The sequence below is a fragment of the Paenarthrobacter nicotinovorans genome (genome assembly GCF_021919345.1).
Classification (GTDB): Bacteria; Actinomycetota; Actinomycetes; order Actinomycetales; family Micrococcaceae; genus Arthrobacter; species Arthrobacter nicotinovorans.
Genome location: NZ_CP089293.1, coordinates 3,467,715 through 3,481,682 on the forward strand (window position 1 = coordinate 3,467,715; position 13,968 = coordinate 3,481,682).

General features: G+C 63.6%; 11 protein-coding genes. 6 read left to right on the top strand and 5 right to left on the bottom strand.

Going from position 1 to position 13,968, the window contains the following annotated elements; genetic code table 11:
- The first annotated feature begins 51 nt into the window (after window positions 1-51).
- The gene (locus JMY29_RS16060) at window positions 52-2,223 is read left to right on the top strand and encodes an alpha-galactosidase (RefSeq protein ID WP_189075413.1); all 2,172 of its coding nucleotides are present in this window, start codon (window positions 52-54) and stop codon (window positions 2,221-2,223) included.
- Window positions 2,224-2,340: 117 nt separating this feature from the next.
- On the opposite strand, the gene aroQ is transcribed toward JMY29_RS16060, so the two are convergent.
- Complete coding sequence (gene aroQ, locus JMY29_RS16065; RefSeq protein WP_018777047.1) at window positions 2,341-2,805, bottom strand: type II 3-dehydroquinate dehydratase; 465 nt, start codon at window positions 2,803-2,805, stop codon at window positions 2,341-2,343.
- Between the two features lie 97 nt (window positions 2,806-2,902).
- On the bottom strand, window positions 2,903-4,087 hold the full coding sequence (locus JMY29_RS16070) for a MarP family serine protease (RefSeq protein WP_110503676.1): 1,185 nt from the start codon (window positions 4,085-4,087) through the stop codon (window positions 2,903-2,905).
- Window positions 4,088-4,323: 236 nt separating this feature from the next.
- Between JMY29_RS16070 and JMY29_RS16075 the strand changes: the two genes are divergently transcribed.
- Entirely contained in the window at window positions 4,324-5,001 is a 678-nt protein-coding gene (locus JMY29_RS16075; RefSeq protein ID WP_011775987.1) for a Crp/Fnr family transcriptional regulator, read from the top strand.
- Between the two features lie 191 nt (window positions 5,002-5,192).
- Here the strand turns inward: JMY29_RS16075 and JMY29_RS16080 are convergent, their stop codons facing one another.
- Genes JMY29_RS16080 through JMY29_RS16090 form a run of 3 tightly spaced genes read right to left on the bottom strand, consistent with a single transcriptional unit; the run spans window position 5,193 to window position 6,816 of the window.
- Window positions 5,193-6,104, bottom strand: a complete 912-nt coding sequence (locus JMY29_RS16080) for an NUDIX hydrolase (RefSeq protein WP_018777049.1) — start codon at window positions 6,102-6,104, stop codon at window positions 5,193-5,195.
- Window positions 6,105-6,121: 17 nt separating this feature from the next.
- Window positions 6,122-6,658 carry a RidA family protein gene (locus tag JMY29_RS16085; RefSeq protein ID WP_018777050.1) on the bottom strand — a complete coding sequence of 179 codons (537 nt, stop codon included), beginning with the start codon at window positions 6,656-6,658 and terminating at the stop codon, window positions 6,122-6,124.
- Between the two features lie 2 nt (window positions 6,659-6,660).
- Window positions 6,661-6,816, bottom strand: coding sequence for a DUF4177 domain-containing protein (locus JMY29_RS16090; RefSeq protein WP_011775990.1), 156 nt, complete (start codon window positions 6,814-6,816; stop codon window positions 6,661-6,663).
- Window positions 6,817-6,853: 37 nt separating this feature from the next.
- Here JMY29_RS16090 and JMY29_RS16095 point away from each other — a divergent pair, with 37 nt between their 5' ends.
- The 4 genes from JMY29_RS16095 to JMY29_RS16110 all read left to right on the top strand — a co-directional run bounded on the left by JMY29_RS16095 (window position 6,854) and on the right by JMY29_RS16110 (window position 13,900).
- Window positions 6,854-9,169, top strand: a complete 2,316-nt coding sequence (locus tag JMY29_RS16095; protein WP_035733280.1) for a transglycosylase domain-containing protein — start codon at window positions 6,854-6,856, stop codon at window positions 9,167-9,169.
- A gap of 3 nt (window positions 9,170-9,172) precedes the next feature.
- On the top strand, window positions 9,173-10,120 hold the full coding sequence (locus tag JMY29_RS16100; protein WP_189075414.1) for a metallophosphoesterase: 948 nt from the start codon (window positions 9,173-9,175) through the stop codon (window positions 10,118-10,120).
- A 151-nt stretch (window positions 10,121-10,271) separates the two neighbouring features.
- Window positions 10,272-12,071: an ABC transporter ATP-binding protein gene (locus JMY29_RS16105; protein WP_110503674.1), complete on the top strand. Its 1,800-nt coding sequence runs from the start codon at window positions 10,272-10,274 to the stop codon at window positions 12,069-12,071.
- On the top strand, window positions 12,068-13,900 hold the full coding sequence (locus JMY29_RS16110) for an ABC transporter ATP-binding protein (RefSeq protein ID WP_189075415.1): 1,833 nt from the start codon (window positions 12,068-12,070) through the stop codon (window positions 13,898-13,900). The genes JMY29_RS16105 and JMY29_RS16110 overlap by 4 nt, the downstream gene beginning before the upstream one ends.
- The last annotated feature ends 68 nt before the right edge of the window (window positions 13,901-13,968 follow it).

Below are 13,968 nucleotides of genomic sequence, written 5' to 3' on the forward strand. Positions count from 1 at the left end.
ACTTTTTCGTCCAGGGCCCAGAGCCCACCCCAGCTGAAAGTGACTCACAACATGCAACCGCTCCATCTCCGTTCCGCAGGTACCAGCCTGGTGATCAGCACCCACCGTGGAGAGGCTGAGATCACCCACTGGGGAGCAGATCTGGGCGATTCCCTGCCGGACCTTGCCATCCTCAACGAACCCATCCCACCGTCGTCCATCGACGCCAATGTCCCCGCCGGGCTCCTCCCCCAAGCATCGTCATCGTGGCAGGGCAGGCAAGGGCTCCGCGGCCACCGCATCACCGACGGCGTACCCGGCTTTGACTTCTCCGTTCGCCTGCGCGTGGTGCGTGCGACGACGGACGGCACCACCGCCGTCGTGCTTCAGTCAGATCCCGACGCCGGCATCTCGGTGACCAGCAACCTCACCTTGCACCCGGGCGGGCTTCTCGAAATGCGGCACACTGCCACCAACGACGGCTCGTCGCCTTTCCAGGTGGACGAGCTGGCAACCATGCTCCCGGTGGCGCCGGACGCCGTCGAACTCCTGGACCTGACCGGGCGCTGGTGCCGTGAACGGCACCCGCAGCGGCGGGCGATCCAGCAAGGAACCTGGGTCCGCACCGGACGCCACGGCCGCACAGGCCACGATTCATCGCTGCTTCTTGCCGCCGGGACCGCGGGCTTTGGCAACCGCCACGGCAAAGTGTGGGCCACTCACTTGGCATGGAGCGGCAATCACGAGCAGTTTGCCGACAGCGTTGCCGATGGCCGGACCATGGTGGGTGGATCCGAGCTGCTTGGATCCGCTGAAGTCGTCTTGCAGCCCGGCGAAAGTTACACGACGCCTGCGCTGTTTGCTGCCTACTCGGACCGTGGGCTGGACGGCATCAGCGAGGCGTTTTACAGCTGGTTCCGCTCGCGTCCGCACCATGTGGGCACACCGCGCCCAGTGGTCCTCAACACCTGGGAGGCGGTCTACTTCGACCACAGCCTGGACACGTTGATCGAGCTGGCGGGTTCTGCTGCCGAGCTCGGTGTTGAGCGGTTCGTCCTCGACGACGGCTGGTTCCGGGGGCGTCGGTCCGACAACGCCGGACTGGGTGACTGGTACGTGGATGAGACTTTGTGGCCCGCCGGCCTCACTCCTTTGATCGACGCCGTGACGTCCCGCGGTATGGAATTCGGGCTCTGGGTGGAGCCGGAAATGGTGAACCTGGATTCGGACATTGCCCGTGAGCATCCCGAGTGGATCGTGGGCCCTTCCGCTGCTTCGTACAAGGACGGCGGCCGGCTTCCGCTCGAATGGCGCCAGCAGCACGTCATCGACCTCGTCAATCCCGAAGCCTGGCAGTACGTCTACGACCGGATCGACACCCTGCTGCGCGAAAACACCATCAGCTACCTCAAATGGGACCAGAACCGGGATCTCCTGGAACACGGTCATGGCGGCCGCGCCTCGGTCCATGAGCAGACCTTGGCCGCCTACCGGTTGTTCGATGCCCTCCGGGCGGCGCACCCCACCGTGGAAATCGAGAGTTGTTCCTCCGGAGGCGCCCGCGTGGACCTCGGGATCCTGGAGCGGACGGACCGGATCTGGGCTTCGGATTGCAACGACGCCCTTGAACGGCAAACAATCCAGCGCTGGACCGGCCTGGTGGTTCCGCCCGAACTCGTCGGCGGGCACATCGGGCCGGCCACGTCCCATACGACCGGACGCACCCACGACCTTTCGTTCCGCGCCATCACGGCCTTGTTCGGTCACTTCGGGATGGAGTGGGACGTCCGCCCTGTCACGGGGGGTGATCGCGAGGAGCTCAAGCGCTTCATCGCCTTGTACAAGGAGCACCGCGCGTTGATCCACAGTGGGCGGATGGTGCGGGCCGACGTGCCGGACGAGTTGCTGATGGTGCACGGCGTCGTGGCTTCAGAGCACGACGGCGGCACTCCGGCGGGTGCCACCGCGGCGCTTTTCGCTGTGGTCAAGACGGCGACGAGCTTCGCCGAGCGCATCGGGCGGGTGGCGATCCCGGGGTTGGATCCTCTACGTTCCTACCGGGTGGAGCTTCTGTTCCCGACCCCCGTCGATGCCGACTACGGACACACGTTCATCGAGGCCAAGCCGGCACCGTGGCTGGCTTCCGGGGCAGAGGCTACCGGGCGGTTCCTGGGCGAAGTGGGGCTGCCGATGCCCGTCCTGAACCCGGAGCACGCAGTCCTCCTGCGTTTCACCGCCCTCTGACGCTCGCTCACAACCCACAGGCTTCCCGGGAACCCTTACTCACATCCCACGGGCTTCCCGGGAACCCTCGCTCACCTCCCACGGGCTTCCCGGGAACCCTCACTCACCTGCAGGGGTTTAGACGGCCTCTGCCAGGTATTCGATGGCCAGCTTGTAGCCCAGGACCCCGGCACCGGCGATGACCGCGTTGCAGACGCCGGAGAGGTACGAGTGGTGGCGGAACTCTTCGCGCTGGTGGACGTTGGTGATGTGGACCTCGACGGCGGGCAGCTGCACCGCCGCGAGGGCATCGCGGAGAGCCACGGACGTGTGTGTGAAGGCCCCGGCATTGATGACGATTCCGACGGCGGTTCCGCGGGCTGCGTGGATCGCATCCAGGAGGTCGCCTTCGTGGTTCGACTGCACGCAGTCAACGGTGAACCCGTGGGCCGCGGCTGCCGTCATGGCGAGTTGCTCGACGTCGGCCAGCGTGGAGGTTCCGTACTTCTCGGGTTCGCGCGTGCCCAGAAGGTTGAGGTTGGGTCCATTGATCACAAGGATGGTGCCGCGACCGGCTTCGGTGGCGGGGGTGGCTTCAGTCATGGCTCCCAATCTATAGCTGCTCGCGGGTGTCCGGGAATCACGACCAAAGTATGAGAGAGCACCAAGCTAAAACACTCACCATGTGAGAGAAGAGCCGCTACTTGCGGGTGCACTGCCCGGCGGAGACCGATTCGCTGAGTCCGGGAGCCTGGGCCGCTACCGGTTCCAGATCGGTCATGGTCAAGGCGAATCCCAGGGCGGCGTCCGTGGTGGTCTTGGCGAAGATCAGGCCCGCCACTTGGCCCTGCATCGTCAGCAATGGGCCGCCGGAGTTGCCCGGTTGAACGTCGCCGGCAAGCTTGTACACGAGCTCCGGGGAAGGATTGTTGCCATAAATGTCCGGCACCAAAATGGGCGAAATTCCTTGCACCGTGGCGGGCTTGGACTGGAACGGACCGCCATGCGGGTAGCCGGCGAAAGCGGCGGGGCTTCCGTCAGGCAGGTCCGGGCTCAGAGGCAGAGGGCTGGACTGCAGTCCGTCCACGGCCAGGACCGCAATGTCCCGCTGGGGGTCGAAGTAGACCACGCGACCCGGCAACGCACCGCCGTCGGGAACTTCCACAACGGGTTGCGACACGCCCGCCACCACGTGCGCGTTGGTGACGACGCGCCCGGGCGATACGACGAATCCGGACCCGGTCTGGTTCTGGCCGCATTCGAAGGCCGTACCGGCAATCTTCAGTACGGATTCCGCGGCCTGGTTCAACGCAGGGGTGTCCGTGGACGCATTGGGAACGGGCACGGGCGTTACGGGGCCGATGCCTTCAATGAGCTTCGGAATGCCGTCGCCGATCACCGTGGAGCGCAACTGCGCCATGGTGCTCTTGACCGGTGTGGGCGTGATGTTGTCGATGTAGCGGATCACGCGGGATTCCGCCAGCTGCTGCGACACGAACGGCACGCCCAAAGAACTGATGCTGAAGGCCAACATGGACATCACCAGCGCGGCAACCACCACACTCACGACGCCACCGATCAGCCGGTCCACGGCATGCAGCGGCTTGATCCGCACCGCGTGGCGGATTTTGCGCCCGATCATGGTTCCCAGCCCATGTCCCAACGCGATAAGTACGACGGCGGCACCCACCGTGGCGGTCAGCCTCCAACCGCTGTCGGTCACCCAGTTGCTGACGAGAGGTACGGCAATGAACGCCGCGATGGCGCCAACAATGAATCCTGCAATTCCGCCCAAAGTGACCATAAAGCCGTTGCGCAGGCCATAGATCAGGTAGGACAGGAGCATCAAGATCAATGCCAAATCCAATATCGTCAAGCCAAACACCAATGCTCCTCATAGCCGGGTAGCGCCAATTGTAGTTGTGCACCCTGACAGCCAACCGTTAGTCACATCACCTCGGCAGGGCGGTCTTACGCCTCTTTCGTGCCGTCGTTTGGGGCCTGGAACGCCCCAAACCCGCGCCATTTCAGCGTTTCGCGTGCCAAGTACGTCACAGAAGCTCAAAAATTCTGAAACAATGGCTGGAGCGCCACGACCGAAACTTATATTCAGGAGATTTCATGGACATCGAGGTATTGCGCCGCGCACCCCTCTTCGCCACCCTTGACGACGACGCATTCCGCTTGCTGACGGACGAACTCACAGAGGTGGACCTTTCACGCGGGGCTTCCGTGTTCCGCGAAGGCGACCAGGGTGACCAGCTCTACTTCATCGTTTCCGGCAAGGTGAAGCTCGGCCGCACCTCCCCCGACGGCCGCGAGTCCCTGCTGGCCATCCTCGGCCCGGGCGAACTCTTCGGCGAAATGGCGTTGTTCGACCCCAGCCCCCGTACGGCGACGGCCACGGCTGTCTCCGAGACCCGCCTTGCCGGCCTCAAGAACGAGAGCCTGAACGCACTGCTTCGCACGCGTCCCGAGGTCTCCGCACAGTTGCTGCAGGCACTGGCCCGCCGCCTGCGCCGCACCAACGACTCTCTCTCCGACCTCGTCTTCTCCGATGTACCCGGCCGCGTGGCCAAGGCACTCCTGGACTTGGCCGACCGCTTCGGCCGCCCGGCCACCGACGGCGTCCTGGTTGCCCACGAGCTCACGCAGGAAGAACTGGCCCAGCTTGTGGGCGCTTCCCGCGAGACCGTCAACAAGGCACTGGCCGAATTCGTCCAGCGTGGCTGGCTGCGGTTGGAAGCCCGCGCCGTCGTCATTCTCGACATGCAGCGCCTCCGCCAGCGTTCACGCTAAAGCGCAAGAAAAGCCGCCCCGGTTTGGAACCGGGGCGGCTTTTTGTTGTCCAGTGAGGGAGCATCAGGCTCAAGCACGCGGAACGTGAGCAAGCGTCAGGCTCAAGCACGCGGAACGTGAGCAAACGTCAGGCTCAAGCACGCGGAACGTGAGGAAGCATCAGGCTCAAGCACGCGGAACGTGAGCAAGCGTCAGCGTTCGCGCTGGGGCTCCCCCGCGACGGTCTTGGCGGCTTCGACTTCGAGCATCAGGATGCCGCCCTCGTCCACCAGTTTGGGCTGGTAGACGTGAGCTTTGCGCTTGTAGCTCAGGTACGCGATGCACCCGTTGGCGTGGGCCATCTTTTCCAGCATGATTTCGGAGCCCGGCACCAATAGCTGCCCAAGGGCCAGGCCCACAGTGTTTGGCTGGGCGATTTCGTCGCCGAGGGCAGACGTCTCGCGGAGGGCAATGGCCTCTGCGGCGGACACCCATCGGCCCCATACGCCTTTGCTGCCAAGGATGCTGGGCTGCTGGTTCACCGGCACGGTTGCGGCAAAGTACCGGGTGTTGAAGCGGGTGTGCGCAAAGTCCGGGCTGAGCCAGTTAACCAGCGGCTTCAGCAGATCCGTCCGCAGGGAAAGCCCACGCTTGGTCAGCATCTCCGTGAAGGACTTCTCCTGGGAGGCCACGGCTTCGCGGGCACGCATCCAGTCCACAGTGGAGTTGGCCTCCACTGTGGAGGAAGCGTCGGGTCCGGCCAACAGGACGCCCGTTTCTTCGAACAGTTCACGGATGGCACCCACCACATGACGGCGGGCGAGTCCGACGTCGTCTGTTCCCATCTGCTCAGCCCAATGCTGGGGTGAGGGGCCTACCCAACCGACGGGGTCGTCGTCGGACGGGTCCAGGGAACCGCCCGGGAACGCCACAACGCCCAACGGCGAGGAGCCTGGCCTGTATCCAAGCCAGGTCTCCAAGCCGGAGGGCGAGTCGCGCAGAAGAACAACGGATGATGCGTAGCGGGCGGCCCTGGGGGTCCGCTCGCCGAGTTCAAGCCAGTTTTGTGCTGCCCCCTCAAGTTCGGGAGGGAGGACAAACAATCGGCGGGCAAGCTGCGGCAATTGGGTGAACCGGTTCCTTAGCTGAATTCAGCGATGAGCTCGACCTCTACGGGAGAGTCGAGGGGCAGCACGGAAACGCCGACGGCGGAACGTGCGTGGATGCCGGCGTCGCCGAATACCTGTCCGAGAAGTTCCGACGCACCGTTGATGACGCCGGGCTGGCCGGTGAAGGTGGGTTCGGAGGAAACGAATCCGACGACCTTCACGATGCGGGTTACGCGGTCGAGGTCGCCGATGACGCTCTTGACGGCAGCCAGTGCGTTAATGGCGCAGACGGCGGCGTAGCGCTTGGCTTCTTCGGGATCAACAGTTGCCTCGTCCGAGGCACCCAACTCGCCCAAGGACACCTTGCCCGTAGCTTCGAGTTTGCCGTTAATAAAGGGCAACTGTCCGGACGTGTAAACGTAGTTGCCAGAGACGACGGCAGGGACGTAGGCGGCTACGGGGGCGGCGACCTCGGGAAGGGTCAGTCCGAGCTCGGCGAGACGCTGCTCAACGGCCGACGTCGGGGCGCCGGATTCCGCGGGAGAGGTGGTTTCTGCGGGGGTGGTCATGGTTACTGCTTCTCCCTCTTAAGGTATGCGACAAGGCCCTTGCCATCGGGGCCGCCGACAACCTGGACAAGCTCCCAGCCGTCCTCGCCCCACTGGTCCAGGATCTGCTTGGTGGCGTGAATAATGAGCGGAATCGTGGCGTACTCCCATTTGGTCATGACAGAAAGCCTAGCCCTTGCCGGTAAACTGGAAAACATGGTGACTCGCAAGAACCCCATATTCGATACTGCCACCACCCTCGGAAAGATTTTAGGTTTCCTTGGCGTGAGTGCGATCTGTGGCGTCCTGGTGGCGGGACTTTTGGTCCCCGCCGCTGCCGTCTCGGGCAGTGCCGCAAGTGGTTCAATCCAGTTCTTTGACACTCTGCCGGCGGAGCTCCAAGTGGATCCGCCCAGCCAGAACACCACGATCCTGGCGAAGGACGGTACGCCGATCGCCTCGATCTACGCAGAGAACCGCACCAAAGTTCCGCTGGATTCCATGAGCCCGTTCATCAAGGACGCTGTCATCGCCATCGAGGACAGCCGTTTTTATGAGCACGGCGGCATCGACACCACCGGCATCATGCGAGCACTGGTGAGCACCGCCCGCGGCAACAAGCAGGGTGCGTCCACCATCACCCAGCAGTACGTGAACAACGTCATCAACGAGTCACTGGTGGCGTCGGGCAAGGGTGACGACGTCCTCCTCAACGGTGTTAACAAGGGCGTTGGCGACAAGCTCCGCGAAATGAAGCTCGCGATCGCCCTGGAGAAGAAGTTCTCCAAGGAGCAGATCCTTGAGGGCTACCTCAACATCGTGTTCTTCAACCGCGATGCCTACGGCATCGAAGCTGCGTCCAAGTTCTTCTTCAGCACCACCGCCAAAGACCTGACGCTTCCCCAGGCTGCGCTGCTTGCCGGCCTGGTCAACAGCCCGTCTGCCTTCGATCCGATCACCAACCCGGACAACTCGAAGATGCGGCGCGACCTTGTCCTGAACGCCATGCTGGCCCAGAAGAAGATCACCCAGGCCCAGTACGACGAAGCTGTCGCCACGCCCGTGACCACCAAGGTAACCCCGGCCCGCCAGGGTTGCGCCTACGCCACCATGGCTCCGTACTTCTGCGACTATGTTCTGCACCTCCTGCTGAACAACCCGGCTTACGGTGACACCACGGAGGAACGCGAAAAGCGCGTTATGCGCGGCGGCCTGACCATTCAGACCACGCTCGACCCGACCGCCCAGAACGTAGCTCAGCAGCAGGTTGACGCCACGGCGGGTGCCAACCCGGACAAGTGGGGCGCCTCAATCGTCTCTGTCCAGCCGGGCACGGGACAGATCGTCAGCATGGCTCAGAACACCGTGTGGCTCCCTCAAGAGGGCAAGTTCGATCAGACCCAGAACTTCAACGTGGACGTCCTTGACGCCAACGGCAATGACCTCAACGGCATCGGTGGATTCCAGCCCGGTTCCACGATGAAACCCTTCACGTTCGCCCAGTGGCTGAATGAGGGGAAGTCGATGGAAACCACCATCAATGCTTCCAGACGGAACTATCCGCAGAACTTCCCGTGGAAGAACACCTGTCCGACGCCAGTCGACGGTTTCTACGACAGAAACGTGCCTGGCAGTTTCGACCTTCAGAACTCTGACGAGGGTTACTACAGGAACATGACGGTGCTGTACGGCCTCATGAACTCGATCAACACTGCAACGTTCGCCTCTGCCTCACAGGTTGATCTCTGTGGCATTCAAGGGATCGTAGACGCCACCGGCATCCACGGAGGGCTCCCAACCCGAGACGGCACCGGCAAGGTCACGGATCCAAACCCGCAGGTGCCTATGACTCGACTGTCTAACCTGATCGGTGCAACCCAGACCGCCCCCCTGACCATGGCCGCAGCTTTTGCAACCTTCGCAGCAGATGGGAAGTACTGTGCACCCATCGCCATCACTTCGGTAAAGGACCAATCCGGCGCTGATCTTCCGGCCCAGTCGTCCAGTTGCAAGGACGCCGTGAAACCTGAGGTAGCCCGGGGCGTGGCCTACGCCATGGGCAAGGTGCTGGATCAAGGTTCCGGCTCGCTGATCCGCCCTGCCTTGAACTCCAAGAACTTCCCTGTTGCCGCCAAGACCGGCACCAACGACTCGAACGGCTCCACCTGGGTTGTTGGCTACACCACCGGTCTCGCCACAGCGTCCTGGTTCGGAGACCCGTTGGGTGACCAGTCGCGCTACGGACGCAATCTCACTGTCAACGGCAAGTTCTACGAGTTCGTTGACGGTTACATGATCGCCGGCCCGCAGTTCACCAACTACATGTTGGCCGTCGCTCCGGCCTACGGCACCAACCCGTTCCAGCAGCCGCCGTCCAACCTGACTGGTGCGCCGACACCGCAACGCAACAACACGCCGTCGAACACCACGCCGTCCGCGCCGAAGCAGGCACCAAACCCCGCGCCGTCCACCGGAACCGGCAACAACGGTAACGGCAATGGAAACAGCGGCGACGCCCCCGGCAAGGACTAACGAGTGACGTTCGCTGATTCACTGGCAAACCGCGCCCGTTCCTTCGGGCGCGGTTTTGCCGTCACTGCAGCCGTCGGGGCAGCCGCAGGTACCGCGGCTGCCGCCTACGGGTGGTGGGAGAAGGACCAGTTCGAGGTACGCCACGAAACGTTGCCGATTCTCCCCGAGGGCTCGGCACCCCTTCGTGTCCTGCACCTGAGCGACATTCACTTTGTTCCCGGCCAAGTCAAGAAGACGCAATGGCTGCATTCCCTGGCGGACCTCAAACCCGATCTTGTAGTCAACACGGGCGACAACTTGAGCCACACCAAGGCCATTGACCCCCTCATCCAGGCCTTGAGGCCCCTGATGGAGTTCCCCGGGGTCTTCGTTCCAGGTTCCAACGACTACTACGCGCCACGGATCAAGAACCCGGCGGGCTACTTCCGTGGTCCTTCGAAACCTAAAACCGAGCCCCTCCAGCTCGACTGGCCCAAGCTCCGCTCCGCCTTCGGCATGAGTGGCTGGATCGACCTCACCAACCGCGCCCAGTCCGTGGTGCTCAACGGCCTGCGGTTCGACTTCTCGGGCGTCGACGATCCCCACTTGGGCCGCGAACGCTACGCCGGCTGGCCCCGCGGCACTGTAAACCAGGATGCCCGGCCGCACCTCAAAGTCGCCGTGATCCATGCTCCGTACCAACGCGTGCTGGACCACTTCACGCAGGCGGGCGCTGACCTGATCATCGCCGGTCACACTCACGGCGGCCAGATCTGCATCCCCGGCTACGGCGCCTTGGTCTCCAACTGCGACCTCCCCACCTGGCGGGCCAAAGGCCTCCACGATTGGGAAAGCGATGGATTCACGACGCCGGTGAACGTCTCGGGCGGCATCGGCACCTCCCGCTTCGCCCCGGTCCGCATCGCGTGCCGCCCGGAGGCTGTACTGCTGACGCTCACGCCACGCAACTGAACCTCGCGCAGCATTACGATTCCCAATAACTGGGTCAAACATTTCACCTGGGGTGCGTGGTCCTGTGAAACGAATCACGCCATGGCATAGGGTAGTTGCTACGGGAAACTACCTCCGCACCATCTGAAGATCCAGCTGTTGAGAAGCGGGCATGTCCAAGCAAACCTCATTTTTCACCTCCGTCGGCCGCCTGTACCCTCACGTGCGGCCCATCCTCCCGCGCCTTTTCATGGGCCTGATCTGCGCCTTGCTTGCGAGCATCGTCGCGTTGACCATCCCGCAGGTGCTGCGGGTGCTGGTCAACAACTCCTTGCAGCCCGGCGGTTCCACGGACGCCGTCTGGATTGCCGCCGTCGTGATCCTTGCTCTGGGCATCGCCGAAGCAGGACTGGTGGCTCTGCGCCGCCAGTTCGTGATCAACCCGGCCACCACCGTGGAGACCCGGATGCGCGTGACCCTTTACGGGCACCTGCAGGAGCTCACCGTGGCGTTCCATGACCGCTGGGGTTCCGGGCAGCTGCTCTCCCGCGCCATGACGGACCTCAGCTTCCTGCGCCGTTGGATGGCGTTCGGCGCGATCATGCTGGTGGTCACGACACTGACGGTGATCATCGGCGTCGGCGTGATGTTCTCCATGAGCTGGCAGCTGGCGCTCATCTTCCTCGCCGCCGCGGTGCCGATCATGATCAATTCTTTCCGGTTCCGGCGGCGCTTCAGCCTGGTGGCCCGGCTCAGCCAGGACCAGGCCGGCGACCTCGCCACCACCGTTGAGGAATCCGTCCACGGAATCCGTGTCCTGAAGGCGTTCGGACGGAGCCGCGAGGCACTGGAGAACTTCAATGGCCAGGCTGAGGAACTGCGCCAGACGGAGATCGCGAAAGCCAAGCAGCAGGCCGGTTTCACCTTGGTGGTGACACTGCTGCCGGAACTCGCCTTGGGTGTCGGGCTGGTGGTTGGCGTCATGCTCGCCGCGAGCGGTCAGCTCAGCATTGGTGCCTTGGTCGCCTTTTTCGCGACCGCAGCCGTGGTGGCTACCCCGGTTGAATTTTCCGGCATGCTCTTGGCCATGGCGCTCACGGCCAAGACCGCGCTGGACCGGCATTTCGAGGTCATGGACACCGAGAACACCATCACCTCCCCGGAGACGGCCGTGGTGCCGGAAACCGTCAAGGGTGCCTTGCGCTTTGACCATGCGGGTTTTGGGTTCGACGACGGCGGCACCCTCCTGCACGACATCACCCTGGACATCCGTCCCGGCGAAACCATGGCCCTCGTGGGCATCACGGGAAGCGGCAAGAGCGCGCTGCTTCAACTGGTCCCCCGCCTGTACGACGTCACAGCCGGTGCAGTAACCATCGACGGCGTGGATGTCCGCGACTTCGACATCGACGAGCTCCGCAAGGTGGTTGCAGTGGCGTTCGAGGACACCACGCTCTTCTCCAGTTCTGTCCGGGACAACGTGCTCCTGGGCGCTCCCGATCCCAGCGACGCCGCGCTGGATGAGGCGTTGGACGTGGCGCAGGCGCACTTTGCCTACTCCCTGCCGGACGGCGTGGACACCCTCATCGGAGAGGAAGGCTTGAGCCTGTCCGGTGGCCAGCGGCAGCGCATCGCACTGGCCCGCGCCATCGCCGCCAAGCCGAAAGTCCTGGTGCTGGACGATCCCCTGTCCGCTTTGGACGTGAATACCGAGGAACGCGTTGAGGCCCGACTGCGTGAGGTTCTCCGCGAGACCACCACGCTGATCGTGGCGCACCGTCCCTCCACTGTGGCGTTGGCCGACCGGGTGGCCTTGCTCGAAAACGGGACCATCACCGCCGTCGGAACCCACACGGAACTGCTGGCCGAAAACGACCACTACCGTTACGTCATCGCCAGCCTGGATGCCGGTCCGAAGGACCTTGATACAGAACTGGACGAACTCGAAGAAGCTGAGGAGGCCCGCCGGTGAGCGCCACCACCTTTGGCACCGCCAACGAGGACAACACCCACCTCAGCAAAGCAGACAGCAAAGCCGTACGACGCCGGTCACTCGCCTTGCTTGCCTCGCTGATCCGCCCGGTGCGGTTGCGGTTTTGGCTGACGATCGTGATGGTGGTTGTTTCGCAGCTCACCCGCGTAGCGGGGCCGGCACTGATCGCTTTTGGGATCGACAACGCCTTGCCGGCACTTCAGGCAGGCGACAACGGGCCCTTGGTGCTGGCTGGGTCCCTCTACCTGGCCGCTGCGATCGCCACGGCCGGAATGACCGCGCTCTACGTGACCTCCACGGCCCGGTTGAGCCAGGCGATGCTCCTGGACCTGCGGCTCCGCGTTTTCCGGCACACCCAGCGCCTGAGCCTGGAATTCCACGAGAAGTACACCTCGGGACGCATCATCGCCCGGCAAACTTCGGACCTGGAAGCGCTGCGAGAGCTGTTGGATTCCGGGGTTAGTTCGCTCGCCTCCGGCATGCTGTTCATGCTGTTCACGGCATTCACGGTGTTTGCCTTGGATTGGCGGAGTGGCCTGATCATGCTCGCGGCCGGTGTCCCCATGTTCTTCCTGGCGCGTTGGTACCAGAAACACTCGCAGATCGCGTTCCGGGAATCCCGGGTGGTCTCCGCCCGGTTGATCGTGCACTTTGTGGAGACCATGACGGGTATCCGTGCTGTGAAGGCGTTCCGCAAGGAGCGCGAGAACGCGGACCGCTATGGCCAACTGGCTGAGGACTACCGCAAGAACACTGTCCGCTCCATCAACCTGAACGGCATTTTCCAACCCGGACTGGTGCTGATCGGTAACGTGTGCGTGGCTGTGGTCCTGCTGTTTGGCGGCTTCCGGGTGCTCAGCGGCGACCTCGCAGTAGGCGTCCTGCTCGCCCTGATCCTCTCCACCAAACGCTTTTTCCAGCCGGTGGACCAGATGGCCATGTTCTACAACTCCTTCCAGAGTGCCCAGGCAGCGCTGGAAAAGGTGTCCGGACTCTTGGAAGAAGTACCCACCGTCCGTCCGCCGAAAAACCCGGTGCCTCTGAAAAGCTCACGCGGGGAGATCGACTTCAAGGGCGTGGAGTTCGGCTACAGCGACGGCCAGTTGGTTGTTCCTACCTTGGACCTGCACATTCCGGCCGGGCAGACGGTTGCCTTGGTGGGACAGACAGGTGCCGGTAAGTCCACACTGGCCAAGCTGGTGGCCCGCTTCTACGATGTCACGTCCGGCGCCATCACCTTGGATGGGGTGGACCTGCGGGACCTGGCGACGACGGACCTCCGCCGCGCCGTGGTGATGGTGACCCAAGAGGCCTTCCTCTTCAGCGGTTCGGTTGCCGACAACATTGCTTTGGGTCGCCCCGAGGCTTCCCGCGCCGAAATCGAGGCCGCCGCCGCTGCGGTTGGTGCGCACGAGTTCATCATCAGCCTGCCCGAAGGCTACGACACGGACGTCAACAAGCGCGGCGGCCGTGTGTCGTCGGGTCAACGGCAGCTCATCGGTTTTGCCCGGGCCTTCCTTGCCGCGCCGGCCGTGTTGATTCTGGACGAAGCTACATCCTCCCTGGACATTCCTTCCGAGCGGATGGTCCAGCAAGGACTGGCTCATCTCCTGGAGGGAGTCGCAGGCGGGAACGCTGCCCGAACGGCCATCATCATTGCCCACCGCCTCTCAACCGTGGAGACGGCCGACCGGGTGCTGGTGGTCCACGACGGGCGCATCGTCGAGGACGGGACGCCCGCCGAGCTGATCAGCGGCGGCGGACGCTTTGCGCAGTTGCACGGGGCTTGGCGGGACTCACTGGTGTAGTCGTGGTGCCGGGTGCGGGTGTGGCGAGGGACACCCTCTCCCCGATTTCGCATCACGGGACGTTTCGG